Below are 19330 nucleotides of genomic sequence, written 5' to 3'. Positions count from 1 at the left end.
ATCCTTTGACGGACATTACCCCCGATGCGGCCGTGACAACGGACTCTCCTCCGTGAGTTCAGAAGTCAGATGACCAAAAGCTAATATCTCGCCATGGACGGCTCACGGAAAAACGAGGCTGCCTCCCCGAAACATCACGAGGCGGCACCCGAGGAGCTGTTCAGCGCCATCAAGAAACTGCGCTCCGACGGAATCCACAACCCCGAACTCCACCTGCCCGAACCCCTGCTGAAGGTGTTGAAGCTCGAACCGGACTCCCCCTTCCTCAGGCATCAGGTGTTCAAGGCGCTGCTGTCCTGCGCGGCGCGGCTGGAGGAGGACACCCGGAGCGCGTTCCTGTTCGCAGCCGGCTTCTCCAAGGACATCACCGGTTCCCCCGGGGAGCGGGTGAACCGTTCCGCCACCGCCTTGAACATGGGGCGCCGCACCCTGTACCGCCACATCGAGAAGGCGGCCCACGAGATCGCCCACCTGCTGCTCGCCGGCAACCGTACCCCCGCGTTGGAGAACATCGACTTCCTCACGACGAGCACCCGATGCCGCCTGGATCTTCGCGACGACTCTCCCACCATCCTCATGGAACGCACGGTGATGGCCCTCCGAGACGGTTTCAGCGCCCTCGACGAGCACCTGTTCCTGCCCCTGCTGCGCGACCCCGAGCTGAAGTACTACACCCTCGAGGGGTGCAGAATAGCGGGGATTCAGGAGAACGGGGGCTCGTGGACCACCCAGCTGCGGCTCCCCCGCTGCCTGAACGTCGGGGAGTCCCACACGTTCTCGGTGTCGGTACGCCTACCCGGCCACGACTGCCTGGAACCGGTCTTCGGGTTGGCCCCCGTCACGTCCATGCACGCCGCGAGGATCGAGCTGCGCTTCGACACACGGCTCCCGAGGCTCGTCGAACGCATCGACCGCGCCTGGCCCTCCCAGATGATGTCCCCGACCGCCCCCGGTCATCCCGTCGAGGTGACGGACAACAAGGCCGTCGCGAACTTCACGAACATGCAGCCCGGCTGGGGCTACGGGATCCGCTGGGCCTGGTGAACACCCGCCTCGCTCTCAGGAGAATCCCTGAGTACTCATACCACGCCGCTGAGCACCCCCTGAGTACCTGAGTTGCCGAACCTTGGTTCCCGACTAGGCATTTCGGCCGAAAGTACGACACGCAATCCGCGGAATACCCAGTCAGAGCGGATTTGCTGAAGCAACTTCTCTGAGTACGGATACTCAGGCGCGTGCAAGCCGGATACCCAGGAAAGTCAGGTAGCACCCCTTATCAAAAGTACTTATCAACTTCCGCGGCATCCGCCACTCTGGTGTGGCAGGCATCTAGAAGGCCCCGTTCCCCAGGGGCAGGGAGGAACCACACCGTGACCATCGCTCTCGACAACGCCACCCCTTGCGTCAAGTTCGCCTCACTCTTCCAGAACCCCCTCCTGGAGGACGAGACCAGCGTCGAGACCGCCGCTGACATCCGCACCCAGGCGGCATTGGCCGCCCACGCCGCGAAGCTCTGCGGAGAATGCCCCCTGCGCGCCCAGTGCCTCACCGACGCCGTCGTCTCCCACGATGTCGCAGGCTTCGTGGCCGGCACCACCGAACCCCAGCGTCACGAGATCCGTGCCCGTCTCGGCGTCACCGTCGAACCCGAGGAGCTGGACAGCTTCGCCGGCGTCTCCTCGGGCCGCAGCTTCGACCACGAGGAGATCTACCGACTGCGGCAGGCCAATCCCACCCAGCCGTTGTCCGCCATCGCCGCGCGCGTCGGCTGCTCCATCTCGACGGTGAAGCGCCACCTCAGGCGGGCCGAGGCCCAGGGCGGGGTGGTGAAGTCCATCGACAAGAAGCGCAGGCCCGGCAAACGCGAGGTGATGAGAGCCGCCGCCGAGGTTCTGAGCCCGGCCTCCTCGGTCGCCTGAATCCGACCCGTCCCTTCCCCAGCACGAACCGGGGGCCGCGAGGGCACCCCTCCACCCGCCGCCCTCACCCAGGCCTAGAACCAGCGCTCCAGTTCCTGAACGGCCCCACCGGAGTCGAAGTCGCCGGTGACGTGATCGGCCGCGGCCCTCACGTCGCGTGGGGCGTCGCCCATCGCAACCCCGCGCCCGGCCCACCGGATCATCTCGATGTCGTTGTAGCCGTCGCCGAGGACCAGCACGTCGGCGGCGGCGACACCGAGTTCCCCGCACACCCGCTCCAGGCCCCGGGCCTTGTCGACGCCCTCGGGGACGATGTCGACCCACGACGACCAGCCGATGTAGTACGACACCTCCCGCAGCCCCAGCGCCCCGACCATCTCGTTGAAGACGTCGTCGTCGGTCTCGGGATCGTGCACCACGATGCGGGAAACCGGACGCGAGGCCAGTTCCTCGACGCTCTCCACGACGAAATCGCCGTTCAGTTCCCCCTCGGGGAAAGGTTTCGAAACCCGCCACAACATGCCGTCGGTGACGGCGATGGCCGCGTTCGGGGCCAACCGGGCCACCCTCTCTATGGAATCGGCGGGATCGAAGCGGATCTCGTGGACCACGTCGACGGGCGGATAGTTCACGATCATCGCGCCGTTCGCGCACACCGACGGGCCGGGCGGCAGGGCGAGGGCGTCGAAGATCTTCTGCGTCCCGGCCCAGGCCCGACCCGTCGTGAGCACCACCGGCACCCCGGCGTCGACGACGCGCCGCACCGCACGGCGCGCGGCGTCGGGCAGGTCGCCGTCGACACTGACGATGGTGCCGTCGATGTCGAGGGCGACCAGGGCAGGGTGAAAGGTCATCGTGTCTCCTACCAGAGGCTGTGAGGAAAGAAATATCCCGGTTGCGCAGCACCCGAACCGGGGAACGGCCCCTTCAGAGCCCGGAATCGAGTTGAGTGCTGCACGACCGGGACGGGAACGAGATCAACCCGCGGCGAGCACCTCCAGGCCACCGAGGTGGGGGCGCAGCGCCTCGGGGACGCGCACCGAGCCGTCGGCCTGCTGGTGGTTCTCGAGCAGCATGATGATGATCCGGGTCATGGCGCACAGCGTGCCGTTGAGGGTGGCGACGTGCTCGGTGCCCTTCTCGGTGCGGTACCGGATCCCGAGGCGGCGGGCCTGGAACTGGGTGCAGTTGGAGGTGGAGGTCACCTCGCGGTAGCGCTGCTGGGTGGGCAGCCAGGCGTAGCAGTCGTACTTGCGGGCGGCGCTGAGACCGAGATCCCCGGAGGCGACGTCGAGGACCTGGAAGGGAATCTCCAGCGCCTGGAGGAACTCCTTCTCGAAACCGAGGAGTCGCTGGTGCCATTCCTCGGCGTCCTCGGGCAGGCAGTGGATGAACATCTCGACCTTGTCGAACCAGTGGACGCGGAAGATGCCGCGGGTGTCCTTGCCGTAGGAACCGGCCTCGCGGCGGAAGCAGGGGCTGAACGCGGCGTAGCGGCGCGGCAGCGAGTCGGCCTCCAGGATCTCGTCGCTGTGGAAGGCCGCGAGGGCCACCTCGGAGGTGCCGACGAGGTAGAGGTCGTCGGTGGAGAGGTGGTAGACGTCCTTGGCGGCCTGGCCGAGGAAACCGGTGCCGGCCATCGCCTCGGGTTTCACCAGGGCCGGGGGGATCATGGCGGTGAATCCCCATTCGACGGCCTTGGTCATGGCCAGGTTCAGCAGCGCGAACTCCAGGCGCGCGCCGACGCCGGTGAGCACGTAGAACCGCGACCCGGAGATCTTCGTGCCGCGTTCCATGTCGATGGCGCCCAGCGCCTCACCGAGCTCCAGGTGATCCCTGGGTTCGAAACCCTCGGCGGCGAAGTCGCGGGGAGTGCCGACGGTCTCGATCACGACTCCGTCGTCCTCACCGCCGCGCGGCACACCGTCGATGACGATGTTGCCGAGCTGCATGATCAGCTCGTTGAAACGTTCCCCGGCGGCCTCCGACTGTTCCTGCGCGGCCTTCACGTCGGTGGCGAGCTGTTTGGTGCGGGCCAGCAGCCCGGCCTTCTCGTCTCCCTGCGCCCTGGGGATGAGCCTGCCGAGTTCCTTCTGCTCGGCGCGCAGCCTGTCGAAGGTCGCGATCCCCGAGCGGCGCGCCTCATCGGCCGAGACCAGTTCGTCGACGAGTTCGACGGAGTCCCCGCGGGCCTCCTGTGAACGTCGGACGAGGTCGGGGTCGGTGCGCAACAACTTGGGGTCGATCATGGGATGAACTCTACGCGGACATCGTGCGCATCCGGTCGCAGGACCACGATTCCCGGCCCTGCCCTTCCCGAAACCGGTCGAGCCGGAACGCTTGCCTTGTGGTCGTGCGCTTGCGCTACAGCGCTGGCGTTCGACGAGAAGGCAGGCGTTGGATGACCGGGTCGAAGCTGGTTGAGCCGGGCCGCGACGAAGGAGCAGCCCGTGTCGAAACCACCCCGCAGTCTACAAGCAGACCCGACCCCAGGCCCCCGGCCACGCTCACCTTGGTTTCGACACGGCCAGCTCGCAGAGCGAGCAGGCCGGCTCAACCGACTCCAGAAAAAAATTTGTCACCGCGTCTCTCGGTCCGCGCCGAGCGACCGCAGCCACTCGGATGCCTCCTCGAACGCCTCGTCGTCGAAGCCGCGGCGCACATCGGCCGGTTGGGCGTCGGCGCGCGGGTAGGAGCCGAGGAAGATCACGTCGCGGCAGATCCGCCGCAGCCCGAGGAGGGCCTCGGCGAGGCGGCGGTCGTCGAGGTGGCCCTCCGCGTCGATGGCGAAGCAGTAGCTGCCGAGGATGGTCTTGGTGGGACGCGACTCGATGCGGCACAGATTCACCCCGCGCACCGCGAACTGCTGCAGGATCTCCAGCAGGGCGCCCGGATGGTCCTGGTGCATGTAGGCCACCAGGGTGGTCTTGTCCGCGCCGGTGCGTTCCGGCACCCCTCCCGGGCGCGACGCCACGACGAACCGGGTCACCGCCCCCGGGTTGTCCTCGATCGAGTGGGCCAGCTCGTCGAGCCCGTAGAGCCGCCCCGCGACCCGCGCGCAGATGGCGGCGTCGTAGCGGGACGCGGGGTCCGCGACCTCCCTGGCCGCGCCCGCCGTGGAACCGGCCTCCGTCACCTGGGCGTCCGGGATCATCGTGGCCAGCCAGTCGCGGCACTGCGCGGCCGCGTGTCCGTGGGTGAGCACCGAGGTGACGTCGTCGAGGGTGGTGCCGGGACGCACGTAGATCCCGAACTCGACGGGTATCACCACCTCGGCCGTGATGATCAGGGGATCACCGTCGACGAGCTTGTCGAGGGTCGCGGAGACCCCGCCCTCGACGGAGTTCTCGATCGGCACGACCGCCCCGTCCACCTGTCCCTGCCTGACGGCGTCCAGGGTCTCGCCGACGCTGGCGAAGGGCACGCCTCCGGAGTCGTCGATGCCGAGCAGCGCCTGATGGGTGAACGTCCCTGCGGGTCCGAAATATCCGAGCACGCGCACAGGGTATCGCCGCGCGACCTGCCGTGCCCGCGGCATCCCCACCGGTGACCCCTCTCGGGCATAGGGTCTTTTTTGACGACATCCGAACCGGAAGAGAACACCATGGCCCCCGAGCACGCGGACAACCCCGTGATGGCGCAGGCCGCTGGACAGGTCGAGACGAAGCACCAGCAGATCCACGACCTCCAGATCCGGCTGCAGAGACAGCTTCCCGTGCTCGCCGCACGCTGGGGCGCTCACGAGTTCACCGTGTTCCAGCACGACTACAGCCAGTTCGACTCCGAGTTCGAGCGTGTGAAACAGGGCCTCGACATGGTGCACGCCAGCCTCACGGGGCAGGCGGAGGTGCCGACACCCCCCGCGCGGCGCGCACCCACGCAGGCCCGCCGGGCACGCCCCGAGAGCCCGCAACGTGACTGCCCTGCGCCACTGCCCGAGGGCATCGCGGGTCTGATCGACGCCAATGCAGAGTTGAACACCCTCCTGGCGATGCTGCACGGCGAACTGGTGGGATCCATGGCGCAGTGGGACGACGCCGCCCGGCACGCCTGGGTCGCGGCGCAGTCCTCATGGGAGGAGTCGAACCGCCGCCAACGAGACATCGTGGCGGGACTCCCGGAAACCATGTCCCGCGCCCACCGGGGTGTCTGGTCCCCCACCACTCCGGTCGCCAGCTGACACCTTCCACCGACACGCACCCGATGCCGTCTCAGGCGTGTGCCGCCAACAGCTGACGGAAATCCCAGCGTTGGGCGTTCGACCACGTGTTGCGGTGTTCCCCCTCGAGGGCGACGTCCAACCGGGCCAGGTAGTCGTCACGAGACAGCTCCACCACCCCCAGACTGGCCAGGTGCGGGGTGAGCCACTGCACGTCGAGCAGGTCGACGCGGGCCCGGGCGAGTTCCGCGACCAGCCTCAGCAACGCCACCTTGGACGCGTCACGGCCCAGTTCGGAGTGGTGGAACATGGACTCCCCTGCGAACATCCCTCCCTGGTGCACCCCGTAGAGTCCCCCGACCAGCCTGCCGTCGGCGTCCCAGGTCTCGACGCTGTGCGCATACCCGGCCTGGTGGAGGGCGGTGTAGGCGAAGGCGATGCGGTCGTCGATCCAGCCGTCGGGGCGTTTCGGGTCGGCGCAGGCGGCCAGCACGTCGGGAAAGGCCTGATCGACGGTGGTGGTGTAGCGAGCCGCCGTCTTGCGAAGCGACCGGGTGATGCGCAACCCGCCCGGAGGCAGCACGGCGCGTCGCAGCGGCGACCACCACCCCATCCACTCCTCCACGGGCATGGGGAAAACCCCGCAGCGGTAGGCGACCAGCGCCAGGGCGGGGTCGAATTCGTCGCTGTACCCGATCAGGTCGGAGTCCGGCCAGGCATCGGGTGATCCGAAGACGTTGTCGAGCACGACTCCCAGTCTTGCAGGCTCACGGGGTCTCCCGTCGCCACAGGTTCCACTTGACCGCTTTCCGGTCGCGGTGAAGGTTTCGCGCGGCATCCGAAATGCCCCCTTTTCACGGTGACATAATGCGAGATAATGCGGGATGGGGTAGAAGGACGGTGAGAAGATGAGCAACGCCAACGATGCCAACAACAAAATGGTCGCGACGGCCGAGGGCCTGACGTCGGACGCCTTCCACCGACTCCTGGAGCTCGCCATCACGGGCCGCGGAAAACTGCTGGGGGCCCGCACCGTCGCGAACAACCAGCTGCGCCACCACCACGACCACGAGGCCGCCATCCGCTGGCTGTCGAACCAGCACATCGCATTGGCCGGCGGTCAGGGATTCGCGACGAACTGGGGAGGTTTCCTCCTGTCGCTCGTGACGATCCCCGCGAACATGGCCGCGGCCGCCTTCATCCAGGCACGTGCCGTCGCCGCGATCGCGCACCTGCGCGGCTACGAACTGGACGATCCCCGGGTCCGCACCGCGATCCTGATGGCCATGCTCGGCCCACGCGGCTCGGCGGCGCTCATCGCCGCGGGCGACCTTCCCAGCTCCGCGGCCGCCGTCGCCACCGCCCCCGCCTTCGACCCGCGACTCGATTCCCGCGTCTCCCGGGCGCTCCTGGAGCAGTCGATGAACCATGTCGGGGGCAAACGACTGGGGGTGTTCCTGGCCAAGAAGATCCCCCTGGTGGGCGGCGGGGTCGGCGCGGTCGTGGACGGCTGGTCGACACGCTCCATCATCCAGTACGCCCAGGAGCAGTTCATCTCCCGGCGCCCCCGATCCGCCGGCTACGTGATCATCATGGAGAGTTGACCACCGCCCGACCATCCACACCACAGGTCACCCCGGCCGTGGACGTCGCCGCGGGCCCCGCGGGGTAACGCGACGACGTGTCCCCGTGAAGAGTGCGGATCGCGTCCTCGACGAGCACAATTGGGACCGTGACTGTGCTTTCCGATCTGGCTGCCCTCGTTCCCGACGCCCGCGACCGGTTGAGGGGAGTGGCCCGCGTCACCCCCGTCGAGTTGAACCAGCGGCTCACGGAGGCCACCGGTTCCGAGGTGTGGTTGAAACGCGAGGACCTCCAGCCCGTGCGCTCCTACAAGCTGCGGGGCGCCTACAACCTGATCTCACAGCTTCCCCCCGAGGCGCGGAACGCCGGTGTGGTGTGCGCGTCGGCGGGAAACCACGGGCAGGGGGTCGCGTTCGCCGCGGCGACGCTGGGAATCAGCGCCGTGGTGTATGTGCCCACCACCACTCCCCGGCAGAAACGCGACCGCATCCAGGCGCTGGGACGCGGCCACGTCGAACTCGTGATGGAGGGCTCCACCTACGACCAGGCCTCCCGGGCCGCGGCGCGGTTCGCGGAGGAGAACGGACGCACCCTCGTGCCGGCCTTCAACGACCCGCGCACCGCCGCCGGGCAGGGCACCGCCATCGCGGAGGCCGTCGAACAGCTCGGGTTCGTGCCGGACGTCGTGATCCTGCCCGTCGGTGGCGGCGGTTTGATGTCGGGGGCCGCGGCATGGTTGCGCACCCACCACCCGCAGGTGCGGATCATCGGGGTGGAACCGGACGGGGCGCCGTGCGTGGCGGCCGCGATCTCCGCGGGCCGCCCGTTCCCGCTGACCAACATCGACACCTTCGTCGACGGCGCCGCGGTCAGTCTCGTGGGCGACTTCACCTTCGACGTCATCAACGAGGCGAGGATCGAGCTGACCCGCATCCCCGAGGGGCAGGTGTGCTCCGAGATGCTCGCCATGTACCAGACCGACGGCATCATCGCCGAACCCGCCGGGGCCCTCGCGGCCGCCGCCCTGCCCACCGGCGGGGTGGGTCCGCGCGTCCACGTCCCCGGCGGGTCGCGGGTGCTGAGCATCGTCTCGGGCGGCAACAACGACGTCGCCCGCTACGCCGACGTCGTGGAGCGGTCGCTGCTGCACGAGGGTCGCAAGCACTACTTCCTGGTCAACTTCCCGCAGCAGCCGGGCGCGTTGCGTCGTTTCCTCGACGAGGTGCTCGGCCCCGACGACGACATCACCTACTTCGAGTACGTGAAACGCTCCAGCCGGGAGGTCGGCCCGGCCCTGGTGGGTGTCGAACTCAGCAACCCCGGTGACTACCGTTTCCTCCTGGCCCGCATCACCGACTGCGGCATGGAGGTCAACGAGGTCGATTCCACCAGCCCCTACTTCCGCTTCCTGGTGTAGGGGGCGCCCGGCTGATTTCGACACGGTCAGTTCCCTCGACGCGAGGCCGTCTCACCCGATCTCGCGGCGAGAGGCCGGGTCAGGGGGTCGGGGCCGACTGCCCGCGCCGCTCACCGGCCGGTGTGGTCGTTCTGCCGCTGCGACGGGGGGCGCGGCGCCGGTCGTCCCCGCCCAGGTCGCGGCGCAGCTCCGGGGGCAGTGCGAACGTGAGGTTCTCCTCGAGGAGGCGTTCCTCGTCGGCCTGCGGGAACCCCCGCTCCCCGAGCAGCGCCAGCACCCCCTGCACCAGTTCGTCGGGCACGGAGGCCCCCGAGGTGAGTCCGATGGTGGAGACGCCGTCGAGCCATTCGTCCTGGATCTCGTGGGGGTAGTCGATGCGTTCGGAGCGCTTCGCACCCGCTTCCAGGGCGACCTCCACCAGGCGCATCGAGTTCGACGAGTTCCGCGACCCAACCACGATCATCAGGTCGCAGTGGGGGGCGATCTGCTTGACCGCCTGCTGACGGTTCTGGGTGGCGTAGCAGATGTCATCGGTGGGAGGGCTCACCAGCAACGGGAACTTCTGCCGCAGCCGGGTGACGGTCTCCATGGTCTCGTCGACGCTGAGGGTGGTCTGCGACAACCAGACGAGGGGTTTGTCGGTGGGCAGGTCGAGGCGGTCCACGTCGTCGGGACGCTCCAGGAGGGTGGTGCGGTCCGGGGCCTCCCCCATGGTGCCCTCCACCTCCTCGTGCCCGGCGTGCCCGATCAGGAGGATGTCGGTGTCCTTGGCGGCGAACCGTTTCGCCTCGCGGTGCACCTTCGTCACGAGCGGGCAGGTGGCGTCGATGGTGCGCAGCTCGCGGCGGGCCGCCTCCTCACGGACGGCCGGGGAGACGCCGTGCGCGGAGAACACCACCAGGGCGTCGGCGGGCACCTCGTCCAGTTCGTCGACGAAGATCGCACCCCGTTTCTCAAGGGTCGAGACGACGTGTTTGTTGTGGACGATCTGTTTGCGCACGTAGACGGGCGGGCCGTAGGTCTCGAGGGCCTTCTCCACGGTGGTGACGGCACGGTCCACGCCCGCGCAGTATCCGCGTGGCGCAGCGACGATGACCCGCTTGCTGGTGCTCATGCGGGCCAGTGTACGGGGCGCGCACCACCCCTCGACGCTTCCGGCCGGCCGCCGGTCAGGCGATCAGCACCCCGGGAATCAGGATCGCCAGCAGGGCCGCGGTGGCGATCATCTCCGTGTAGCCGAGCTGCTTGGTGGTCACCTTGCGGCCCTTCATCACCCCCAGCGAGGGCACCAGCCACGCCCGCAGCGTGCAGGCGACGAAGAACGCCACCAGCCACCAGCGGGGCAGGTGGAAGTCGACGAGCGCGAACAGCACCGCGCAGGCCGCGTGCCAGGCGACGGAGTAGACGATGTAGCTCATCCGGCCGCGTTCCCGCACGTTGGTCTTGACGTAGAACACGGTGCCGAAGAAGTCCCCGAAGCAGGCCAGCGACACCCCCGCCAGCACCGGCAGGCCACCGAGGTTGAGCGGCCCCTCCGAGCCGAGCACCAAGGGCAGTCCCGTGGCGGCCAGCACCGTCACGAAACCGGACAGCAGTGACCTCTCGCGGCGTTTCCACGCCAGCCACAACCCGATCCCGGTCAGCGGTCCGAACACCAGGGCCCACGCCCACCACGCGGGTTTCAGCGCCAGCAGCAGGACGCCGAGAACGGCGGTGATCGCGCCGTAGGTGATCACGGCGCGGCGATACCTGGGTTTGAAGTTCGACTTCAGCCACGTCGCCGTCGCGAAGAAGGCGAAGTACCCGATCACCCACACCGGGGCCAGCAACGCCAGCGGCCACGAGAACCGTCCGGCCCCGATGGCCCAGATCAGCCCCATGACGTAGGGCATGATCAACATCGCCCAGGCCCCGTGATGGTTCGGCACCCAACCCTGCGAATGTCCCCCGGGTTTCCGAGGTCCCTTCCTGCTGCTCACGGCACCGATACTAAGCGACCACGCCAGCGGTGTTTTCCGGGGACGGGAGTCGCGATGTGCCGGGGTGGTCAACCACTCGGCGAACGTCAGGGCGACGGGGGATCGTTGAATTTGACGTTGCCCAGCGCCGCGGCGAAGTTGATGCCGACAATGCCTGCCCACACCACCAGACCCATGATGATTCCAAAGATTCCACCGAGCGAGAGCGCGATCGCTGTCAACGGAATCGCGAGTGCCATCGACACCACCGCCAACAACATCGGGTTGTAGGGACGATTGCGGCGTTGCATGTAGGCCATCTGCGCAGGGGTGAGGGTCGGGGCCGGGAATCCCGGCCTCGGGGTCGTCGCCTGCTGGCGCCTGATCTCGGCGACCACTTTCTCAGCGAACGAATCGACGAGCGCAGGTTCCATCTCCGGACCGAGGTCTTTCCGGGCCGAGAGCGCGGCTTCAAATTCGGATCTGTCGAGGGGCTGCTGACTCATGTTCCTAGCCTAGTCCGAATAAATGTCGGGTTGCATGGGTAGGCTCCCTGACATGGCCCTGACCAGTTCCCCCGAGCATCCGCAGCCGTTGGAGAGAGTCGTCGGTGCAGTTGCGGACTGGGTGGGCAGGCTCGGCGAGATCTGGGTGGAAGCGCAGGTCATCGAGATCAAACGCCGCGCCGCACCCACCCAGTTCCTCACCCTGAGGGATCGGTTCACCGATGTCTCCTGCTCGGTGACGACCACGGCCTTCGTACTGGATGCGGCGGGCCCGCTTCCGGAGGGGTCGCAGGTGGTGGTACGCCTGAAACCGCGGGTGTGGGAACCCACCTCATCGCTCAGCTTCGAATGCCTGGAGCTGCGGGTGGTGGGGGTCGGCAGGTTGCTGGCCGAGTTGGAGGCGCGGCGCCGCAAACTCCAGGCCGAGGGCCTGTTCGATCCCCACCGCAAACGCCCGCTGCCATTGCTGCCCCGGCGCATCGGGTTGATCACCGGTAAGGATTCCGACGCCGAACGCGACGTGCTGCGCAACGTGGCCCGCCGCTGGCCGGCGCGTTTCACCGTCGCACACTCGCCGGTGCAGGGGCCGAACGCCTCCACGTCGGTGATGCAGGCCCTCCAGGATCTTGACGAGGACCCGGATGTCGACGTCATCGTCATCGCCCGCGGCGGCGGGGCCCTGGAGGATCTGCTGCCGTTCTCCGACGAGGGGCTGGTGCGGGCGGTCGCGGCCTGCCGCACCCCGGTGGTCTCCGCCATCGGGCACGAGTCCGACACCCCGCTGCTGGATTTCGTCGCCGACCTGCGGGCCTCCACCCCCACCGACGCGGCCTCGCGCATCGTCCCGGAGTTCGCTGCCGAGCAGGACCTCATCGCCCTGGCCCGTACCAGGCTCAGGCAGGCCGTCGAGGCGCGGATCGGGCAGGCCGACCAGGAGCTCGCGGAGCTGCGGCGACGTCCCGTCCTCGCCGGCCCCGCGGCCGCCCTGGAGGGGCACCGCGACCACCTCGCCCTGCTGCGTCACCGGCTCCGCAGCGCCATCGACCAGCAGCTCGCCAGCAGACGAACCGAACTTGCCTCCCGGCTGTCGACGGTACGGGCCCTGTCCCCCGCCGCCACCCTGCAGCGCGGCTACGCCCTGCTCGTCGACGAGGCCCATCACACCGTCTCCAGCGTTGCCGACGCCCCCGTCGGGAGCACGTTGACGGCCCACCTGACCGACGGCGAACTCACCCTCGTCACGCAGGCCGGTCACCCGAAGGAGCACAGATGACCAAACCCACGAAACTGTCCTACGAGGAGGCCCGCGACGAGCTGGCCACAACCGTCGCCACACTGGAGTCGGGCGGGGTGACGCTGGCGGAGTCGATGGCGCTGTGGAAACGCGGCGAGGAACTGGCCGCCATCTGCCAGGCCCATCTGGACGAGGCGAAGGCCGCCGTCGAGAAGCAGACCGCCGAACAGTGAGGCATGAAGCCCCTTTCTGAAGCCGGTTGAGCCGGGCCGCGACGAAGAAGCAGCCCGAGTCGAAACCCTCGCTGAAGCTGGTTGAGCCAGCACGTGAGCGCCAGCGAACGGCTGAGTCGAAACCACCCGGCAGCCGACAGACAGACCCGACCCCAAGACCCCAAACAAAGTCACCATGGTTTCGACACGGCCCACTCGCTGACGCTCGCAGGCCGGCTCAACCAGCTTGAAATGGGGACGCTCGTAAACGGGCTCAACCAACTTGTGGATTCGGCGCGGCCGGCGTTCATTCCGGAAGCGTTCCGCGACAATGGGACGCGTGGATTTCTTCGGATGGCTGACGACCATCTGGGACGTTGCCTCGCTCCGGGTGGTCGAGGACCCCTCCCTGGGGTTGCCCGGCCTGCCCACCGCCGGGCTCATCGCGCTGGTGGCGGGGATCTCCACCCTGCTCGGGCACTGCGCCGTGCTGTTCATCAACCGCGTCAGGGGTGTGCGGTTCCTGGCGATGCTGGTGGTCGGCGGAATCTTCCTCACCCTGCTGTACGCCATCCAGGCGCTGATCCTGTGGGTCGTGGCGGGCCCGATCACCCAGCACGGCATGCGCCTGGCCGACCTGCTGGCGGTGACGCTGTCCTCCACCGCCCCCCTGGCCTACGGGTTCCTGGTGTTCATTCCCCACCTCGGGTTGCTGATCGGCCGCGTCCTGCAGGGCTGGAGCGCGATCTGCCTGTGGCTGATGGTGATCTCGGCGATGGAGACCAGCTGGTGGCAGGCCCTGATCGCCACCGGCCTGGCCTGGGGCATCATGCAGCTCGCCTCGCGGCTGCTCGGGCGTCCCATCGGGTACCTCACCGGTCGCGTCTGGACCCTCGTGACGGGCCGCCCGGCGATCCTGGCTCCGAGGGACGTGCTGGCCGGGGCGCCGTTCATTCCCGTCGAGGCGAAGGCGGTCCCGTGATCCGGCCGATGATTCTCGTGCTGCTGGAGGTGACGCTGCTGGTGGTCCTCGTCCTGGCCCTGCTGGCTCCCCTCGAATCCCTCGAATGGTGGGCGCGACGCTACCCGACGCCCTCCCTTCCGGCCCCGGAACCCGAACCCGCCACCGGCATCCGGCGGTTCGCGGTGTATCTGTCGGGCATCGCGGTGCTCGACGGCAGGTCGATATCGCGCCGCGAACACGCGGTGCTGGAGGAGGTGCGGAAGCAACTTCCCGACGTGGTCATCACCGAGGACGTGTTCCCCTACGCCATGGAGAACCGGGGCTTGCCGCAGCGCGCCACCGCCTGGTTGTGGCGTCGCCTGGACTGGGCGCGACGCCGGTTCCCCTGGTCGCCGCTGCCTTTCCTGATCAACCTGCGCAACGTCATGCAGGTGCTGGTCTCCGCCGACCCGCGCTACGGCGGCACCTACAACTTCGGGGTCGCGTGCGTGGTGTGGCGTTCCCTCCTGAACGCGGGCTACGACCCCGACAACCCGGCCCCGGTGACGCTGATCGCCTACTCCGGTGGCGCGCAGATCGCCTGCGGGGTGGCACGGTTCCTGGCCGCCCACGACGTGCAGGTCGATGTCGTCTCCATCGGCGGGGTCTACGCCGACGACCCGGGGTTGGATCACATCGGTTCGCTGACGCACCTGAAGGGCAGCCGTGACCGCACCCAGTCGCTGGGCACCATCGCCTTCCCGGGACGCTGGTTCACGGCCCCGCTGTCCTCCTACGGCCGCGCCGTCAGGGACGGCCGCATCCACACCGTGGACATGGGCCCGATCTCGCACGGCGACTACTTCTCCCGGCACATCACCCTGCCCGACGGCCGCACCCCGAAACAGGAGACCATCGAGCAGCTGGTGGCGGCGCTGAGCCGCTGAACCTACCGGCCGAAACGGCGTTCCCGCTGGGTGTAGTTGCGCAGGGCACGCACGAAATCGACCTTGCGGAAATCCGGCCACAGGGCCTCGCAGAAGTAGAACTCGCTGTGCGCCGACTGCCACAGCAGGAAACCGGAGAGCCGCTGCTCCCCCGATGTGCGGATGATCAGGTCCGGATCCGGTTGGCCCTTCGTGTACAGGTGCTCCGAGATCTCGTCGATCTCGACGGTGGCCGCCACCTCCTCCAGGGTGCGGCCCTGGGCGGCCCGTTCCGCCAGCAGCGACCTGAAGGCATCGCGCAGCTCGTGTCTGCCACCGTAGCTGACCGCGACGTTGATGTGCATGCCCTCCACCGCTTCCGTCCTGGCCGCCGACGCCCTGAGGCTGGCGGCCCGCTCCGTGGGCAGCAGGTCGAGGTCACCGACCGCCTGCACCCGCCACCGGCTCGTGTCGGCCAGCGCCACCACCAGTTCGTCGATGACCTCCAGCAGCGGTTCCAGTTCGTCCGCGGCGGAGCGGTCGAGGTTGTCGGTGCTCAGCACCCACAGCGTGATGACGGGAATGCCGATGTCGTCGCACCACTCGACGAACTGCTGCAGCTTCGCGGCCCCCGCGCGGTACCCCGCGACGAGGGGCTGGCCGGGGGCGTTGAGTCGCGCCCACCGCCGGTTGCCGTCCGCCAGCACCGCGACGTGGCGGGGCATGGCGGAGCGATCCAGCTGCTTGATCACCTGGGCCTCGTAGGTGGAGTAGAGCCAGGCGGGAGGCCAGATGCGGTCGATGAACCGGCTTATCGCAGACATGCACCAAGGGTAAACCCGGTAGCGGGACTCATCCGCACGACGTGGGGAAAGCGCCTCCTCAACTGCAGGTCTTGCCGTCCTCGGGAAGAGTGCCGTCCTCGAAGTAGGCGGTGAGCGTCTCGTCGACACACGCGTTTCCCGCTGTGATGGAACCGTGACCGGGGCCGTCGTAGGTGAGCAGATGCCCGGATTCAAGCTGCTTCGCCATGCTGACGGCCTGCTGGTAGGGGGTGGCGGAGTCCCCCGTTGCCCCGACCACCAGGATCGGTGCCGCACCCTTGCCGGTCAGTTTCAGGTTGGGTGCGGAAGTTGCGGTCCAGCGTTCGCAGACCAGGTCCGCACCCATGTTGCCGCCGAACACCGGGGCCTTCTCGGCCGCTCGTTGCCGCACGGCCTCGGTGTCCGCGACCCCGGCGTCCGGTTGGTCGACGCACCGAATGGCCGGGAAGGCGTAGGCGACGGTTTCCCAGCCCTTGTCAGTGCGACCCATCAGGGAATCGGAGGCCTTGAGGATGGCCCTGCCGTTGCCGCTCATCGCCGCCTCCAGGAGCTGGGTCAGCCTCGGGTAGAGCTCTTTCCCCGAGTAGAGGAACAAGGCGATGCCCGTCGCGCCCTGCCCCTGCGTCACCTGCCGGTCCCCCACCGTGAGCGGATTGGCGTCGAGCCCGTGCAGGAAGGAGTTGATGCGGGAAATCACATCGTCGCGCGAGTTCCCGAGGGAACAGGATCCCTCCCTCGCGCACCAGTCCGCGTAGAGCCCGAGGGCCGTGTCGAAACCTTCGACCTGGAGAACCTCGCCCTCGTGGGCGATGTTGACCGCGGAGTCCAGCACCATGTGTCCGGTGCGTTCCGGGAACAGTTCCGCGTACATCGCGCCGATGAAGGTTCCGTAGCTGACGCCCAGATAGTTGAGTTTCTCCGCCCCCGTCAGGAAACGCAGCAGGTCGAGGTCACGGACGTTCTCGATGGTGGAGATGTGGTCCAGCAGTTCCCCGGATGCCTCCCGGCATTCCCGGGCGAAGGCGGCCCAGGCGTCGTCGAGGGCGGTTTTCTCGGCCTCGTCGTCCGGGGTGCCGTCCGCGAAATAGGCCTTGTCCGTCTGCTCGGTGGTGCCGCACTGCACGTGGGTGGATTCCCCGGAACCGCGCGGATCCCAGGCGATGATGTCGTATCCCTTCCACTTGTCACGTCCCAGGTTCGTGGCGAACGATCCCCCCTCCACGCCGGGGCCGCCGGGGTTGACGAACAGCGGGCCCTTCGTCGGGTTCGCGGAGGGCATCTTCGTGACCTTGATGTCCAGCGCCGCCTTGCCGGGGTTGTCCCAGTCCAGCGGCACCTTCATGGTGGCGCACAGGGCCTCGTCGCAGGGCTGCCAGTTCAGGGACTGCTGCCAGTAGGGGGTCAGGTCGTCGCCGAGGGCGGCCGGGAGCTGCACCGTCGGGTTGGATGCCTTGACGTCGAGCTGCCGGTCGGGGTTCTCGGTTGCCTCGCGCGGCCACGTCTCGTGTTCGGAGACGGGGACCGCGGGCACCCCGGGTTTCTGGTCGCCGACGGTGGGGGCGGGTTGTGCCGACGGCCCGACCGTGGGTTTCTCCGTCGCCTGCTGCTTCCCCGGAGCCAGCATTCCGCTGGCGAAGAACGTCACCACGAGACTGACCGCGAGGAAGATCAACATCCCCTGGACCCAGACAATCCCTCTTCGCATCAACTCTCCTCATCCGGTGTGGCGTGGTGCGCCACTCGGTTCTTGTTCCTGACACAGACCTGCATCAGCGGGCAGCGTCTCACACCGTCGGCGGTCCGAACCGCCACCTCCCCCGTCGGCACCACGTGTCCGACCACCCGGCCCGGGCCGTCCGGGGTGGTGACCTGTTCCCCGATCTGCGGTGCCCGGTTCAGGAAATCCACGTACAGCGGGTGTTCGAAGGCCAGGCAGCACAACAGTTTCCCGCAGACCCCCTGGATCTGGAGGGGGTTGGCCGCCAGGTTCTGGCTGCGCGCCAGCCGCATGGAGACGGGTTCCACCTCATCGAGGAACAGGGTGCAGCACAGTTCCCGGCCGCACATGCCCACCCCACCGGCCAGCCTTGCGGTGTCGCGGGAGGATATCTGTCGCAGGTCGATGCGCGCCCCGACGGCGCGGGCCAGGTCACCGATCAGGGCGCGGAAGTCCACCCTGCCGGGGGCCGTGAAATAGATCACCGCCAGCTTGTCGTACTCCTTGGAGGAGTCTATGTAGTCGGTGGCCATCACCTTCATGGGCAGCCCGTGGGCGGTGATCCGCTCGACCGCCACCTCACGGATCCGGCGGCGGTGTTCCCGATTGGTTTCGTCACGCCTCAGATCCGCCTTCGTGGCGCGCCCCACGCATCTCGGCAGCGGAGCATCCACAGTCGTCTCCTCCGGCGCCCACACCACACACGCCACCTCCGCGCCGTCGTCGGTCGGGTAGAGCACCTGGTCGCCGATGCGGTAGTCGACGTCACCCGGGTCGAGGTAATGCAGACGGCCGTACTGCTCGAAGGTGACGGCCATGACTCTGGGCATGACCAACAGAGTAACCGCAGACACCGACCGCCTGCTGAACACCCGGGACCAATTCCCTTCGTTCACCGGCCCTCGCGGGTCCGATCCACCCACCCTGACGAACTGCTCTCGCCCGCGGGGCCCTTAACTTTTGGTCAGAGTTTCGTCTGGTGTCCTGTGGGGTTCTGTTGTTGGTTCTAGTGTCGTGGGATTCCCGGGTTGGAGATGCTGGTTCGGGGTTGTGGCACCAATGGAGGTGTTGGGTGATGAGTGGTTGTGTGGGGCGGGCCGTTGTGGTGGGGGTGGCGGTTGTTGTGTTGGTGTGTTCGTGTAGTGGTGAGGGGTCGACTTCTGGTGGTCCGGGGTCCGGGGGTGCTGGTGTTCAGCAGTCCTCCTCGCCGGTGGCGACGTCGCCGTCGTCGCCGGTTGTGACATCGCCGTCGTCGCCGGTTTCGTCGATGCCGGTGAAGCCGCAGCCGTCGGAGACCTTCACTTCGGAGCAGTTGGAAGCAGCCAACACGGTGATCGAGTACGTCCGTATCTCGGACCAGGTGTTCAGCAATCCGGATGCTGATCTCCAGCCTTTGAAGGACATCACCACAGGGCAGACCCAGGAGATAGATATGGATGATCTGAACGACTATCGCCAGCAAGGGCACGTGCAGACGGGGGCCACGGTTGTTCACATTACGGGTGCGTCGGAGCCGGTCGAGGTTGATGGCATGCGGATGGTGGATGTGCAGATGTGCACGGACGTCGGGCAGGTTGATGTGATCGACTTGCAGACGGGCAAGAGCGTGGCGTCTCCGGAGCGGTCGCGGTATCTCCAGTGGAATGTGACCGTGGTCAAGACCGAGGGTGGCTGGAAGTTCGGGGATGCCACGAACGATAGGGCGATGGGGTGCCCGGCATGAAACACCTCACCGTCATTGTTGTGGCCTGTCTCTTGGCAGGGGTGGGTCTGCCTCCGCAGCTGGCCCGCGCCGAGGGCAATGTCCGGTGTGCGCGCGAAAGCATGAAAAGTGGTGTCTGCACGTTTGAGATCAGGGTGCCGGGGTCTGGTAGTCAGCCCGGCCGTCCGGGCCGGCCCGGGGGGTCTGGGCGGGTTCCTGGTGCCCGTCC

General features: G+C 67.8%; 21 protein-coding genes. 10 read left to right on the top strand and 11 right to left on the bottom strand.

Features of this window, described 5'->3' with window-relative positions:
• The first annotated feature begins 93 nt into the window (after window positions 1-93).
• Both E0E39_RS01705 and E0E39_RS01700 read left to right on the top strand, forming a co-directional pair.
• Window positions 94-1044, top strand: a complete 951-nt coding sequence (locus E0E39_RS01705) for a hypothetical protein (protein WP_130873202.1) — start codon at window positions 94-96, stop codon at window positions 1042-1044.
• A gap of 326 nt (window positions 1045-1370) precedes the next feature.
• Entirely contained in the window at window positions 1371-1919 is a 549-nt protein-coding gene (locus E0E39_RS01700; protein ID WP_130873201.1) for a WhiB family transcriptional regulator, read from the top strand.
• 74 nt (window positions 1920-1993) lie between these two features.
• Here the strand turns inward: E0E39_RS01700 and E0E39_RS01695 are convergent, their stop codons facing one another.
• The 3 genes from E0E39_RS01695 to pheA form a co-directional block, all read right to left on the bottom strand.
• The gene (locus E0E39_RS01695) at window positions 1994-2773 is read right to left on the bottom strand and encodes an HAD family hydrolase (protein WP_130873200.1); all 780 of its coding nucleotides are present in this window, start codon (window positions 2771-2773) and stop codon (window positions 1994-1996) included.
• A 123-nt stretch (window positions 2774-2896) separates the two neighbouring features.
• On the bottom strand, window positions 2897-4168 hold the full coding sequence (gene serS / locus E0E39_RS01690) for a serine--tRNA ligase (protein WP_130873199.1): 1272 nt from the start codon (window positions 4166-4168) through the stop codon (window positions 2897-2899).
• Between the two features lie 329 nt (window positions 4169-4497).
• Window positions 4498-5415 carry a prephenate dehydratase gene (gene pheA / locus E0E39_RS01685; protein WP_130873198.1) on the bottom strand — a complete coding sequence of 306 codons (918 nt, stop codon included), beginning with the start codon at window positions 5413-5415 and terminating at the stop codon, window positions 4498-4500.
• 108 nt (window positions 5416-5523) lie between these two features.
• Here pheA and E0E39_RS01680 point away from each other — a divergent pair, with 108 nt between their 5' ends.
• A complete protein-coding gene (locus E0E39_RS01680; protein ID WP_130873197.1) occupies window positions 5524-6099 on the top strand; it encodes a WXG100 family type VII secretion target in 576 nt (191 codons plus the stop codon).
• Window positions 6100-6130: 31 nt separating this feature from the next.
• Here E0E39_RS01680 and aat read toward each other — a convergent pair whose 3' ends face one another.
• Window positions 6131-6826, bottom strand: coding sequence for a leucyl/phenylalanyl-tRNA--protein transferase (gene aat, locus E0E39_RS01675; protein WP_130873196.1), 696 nt, complete (start codon window positions 6824-6826; stop codon window positions 6131-6133).
• Between the two features lie 160 nt (window positions 6827-6986).
• Between aat and E0E39_RS01670 the strand changes: the two genes are divergently transcribed.
• A complete protein-coding gene (locus tag E0E39_RS01670; RefSeq protein WP_130873195.1) occupies window positions 6987-7682 on the top strand; it encodes an EcsC family protein in 696 nt (231 codons plus the stop codon).
• A gap of 128 nt (window positions 7683-7810) precedes the next feature.
• Window positions 7811-9079, top strand: a complete 1269-nt coding sequence (ilvA, locus tag E0E39_RS01665; protein ID WP_342770186.1) for a threonine ammonia-lyase IlvA — start codon at window positions 7811-7813, stop codon at window positions 9077-9079.
• A gap of 79 nt (window positions 9080-9158) precedes the next feature.
• Here ilvA and E0E39_RS01660 read toward each other — a convergent pair whose 3' ends face one another.
• From E0E39_RS01660 to E0E39_RS01650, 3 genes are all read right to left on the bottom strand, one after another.
• The gene (locus tag E0E39_RS01660) at window positions 9159-10193 is read right to left on the bottom strand and encodes a 4-hydroxy-3-methylbut-2-enyl diphosphate reductase (RefSeq protein ID WP_245988164.1); all 1035 of its coding nucleotides are present in this window, start codon (window positions 10191-10193) and stop codon (window positions 9159-9161) included.
• Window positions 10194-10248: 55 nt separating this feature from the next.
• Window positions 10249-11058 (bottom strand): YwiC-like family protein, encoded by an 810-nt coding sequence (locus E0E39_RS01655; protein WP_130873194.1) that lies wholly within the window; start codon window positions 11056-11058, stop codon window positions 10249-10251.
• An 86-nt stretch (window positions 11059-11144) separates the two neighbouring features.
• Window positions 11145-11543 carry a hypothetical protein gene (locus E0E39_RS01650; protein WP_130873193.1) on the bottom strand — a complete coding sequence of 133 codons (399 nt, stop codon included), beginning with the start codon at window positions 11541-11543 and terminating at the stop codon, window positions 11145-11147.
• 52 nt (window positions 11544-11595) lie between these two features.
• Between E0E39_RS01650 and xseA the strand changes: the two genes are divergently transcribed.
• The 4 genes from xseA (at window position 11596) to E0E39_RS01630 (ending at window position 14879) form a co-directional block, all read left to right on the top strand.
• On the top strand, window positions 11596-12816 hold the full coding sequence (xseA, locus tag E0E39_RS01645) for an exodeoxyribonuclease VII large subunit (protein WP_130873192.1): 1221 nt from the start codon (window positions 11596-11598) through the stop codon (window positions 12814-12816).
• Window positions 12813-13010: an exodeoxyribonuclease VII small subunit gene (locus E0E39_RS01640; RefSeq protein WP_130873191.1), complete on the top strand. Its 198-nt coding sequence runs from the start codon at window positions 12813-12815 to the stop codon at window positions 13008-13010. The genes xseA and E0E39_RS01640 overlap by 4 nt, the downstream gene beginning before the upstream one ends.
• 319 nt (window positions 13011-13329) lie before the next feature.
• Window positions 13330-13971 (top strand): hypothetical protein, encoded by a 642-nt coding sequence (locus E0E39_RS01635; RefSeq protein ID WP_130873190.1) that lies wholly within the window; start codon window positions 13330-13332, stop codon window positions 13969-13971.
• A complete protein-coding gene (locus E0E39_RS01630) occupies window positions 13968-14879 on the top strand; it encodes a hypothetical protein (RefSeq protein ID WP_130873189.1) in 912 nt (303 codons plus the stop codon). Before E0E39_RS01635 ends, E0E39_RS01630 begins: the two co-directional genes overlap by 4 nt.
• Before the next feature lie 2 nt (window positions 14880-14881).
• Here E0E39_RS01630 and E0E39_RS01625 read toward each other — a convergent pair whose 3' ends face one another.
• From E0E39_RS01625 to E0E39_RS16520, 4 genes are all read right to left on the bottom strand, one after another.
• Window positions 14882-15682 carry an isoprenyl transferase gene (locus tag E0E39_RS01625; protein ID WP_130873188.1) on the bottom strand — a complete coding sequence of 267 codons (801 nt, stop codon included), beginning with the start codon at window positions 15680-15682 and terminating at the stop codon, window positions 14882-14884.
• Window positions 15683-15740: 58 nt separating this feature from the next.
• Complete coding sequence (locus E0E39_RS01620) at window positions 15741-17387, bottom strand: alpha/beta hydrolase (protein ID WP_130873187.1); 1647 nt, start codon at window positions 17385-17387, stop codon at window positions 15741-15743.
• Window positions 17387-18229, bottom strand: coding sequence for a PSP1 domain-containing protein (locus tag E0E39_RS01615; protein ID WP_130873186.1), 843 nt, complete (start codon window positions 18227-18229; stop codon window positions 17387-17389). Before E0E39_RS01615 ends, E0E39_RS01620 begins: the two co-directional genes overlap by 1 nt.
• Window positions 18230-18590: 361 nt before the next feature.
• The gene (locus tag E0E39_RS16520) at window positions 18591-18725 is read right to left on the bottom strand and encodes a hypothetical protein (RefSeq protein WP_281275562.1); all 135 of its coding nucleotides are present in this window, start codon (window positions 18723-18725) and stop codon (window positions 18591-18593) included.
• Between the two features lie 4 nt (window positions 18726-18729).
• Between E0E39_RS16520 and E0E39_RS16235 the strand changes: the two genes are divergently transcribed.
• Window positions 18730-19122: a hypothetical protein gene (locus E0E39_RS16235; protein WP_245988163.1), complete on the top strand. Its 393-nt coding sequence runs from the start codon at window positions 18730-18732 to the stop codon at window positions 19120-19122.
• The last annotated feature ends 208 nt before the right edge of the window (window positions 19123-19330 follow it).

The sequence above is a fragment of the [Pseudopropionibacterium] massiliense genome (genome assembly GCF_900607225.1).
Classification (GTDB): Bacteria; Actinomycetota; Actinomycetes; order Propionibacteriales; family Propionibacteriaceae; genus Arachnia; species Arachnia massiliensis.
The sequence above is the reverse complement of the archived record's forward strand: the minus strand, read 5'-3'. Positions and strand labels throughout refer to the sequence as shown.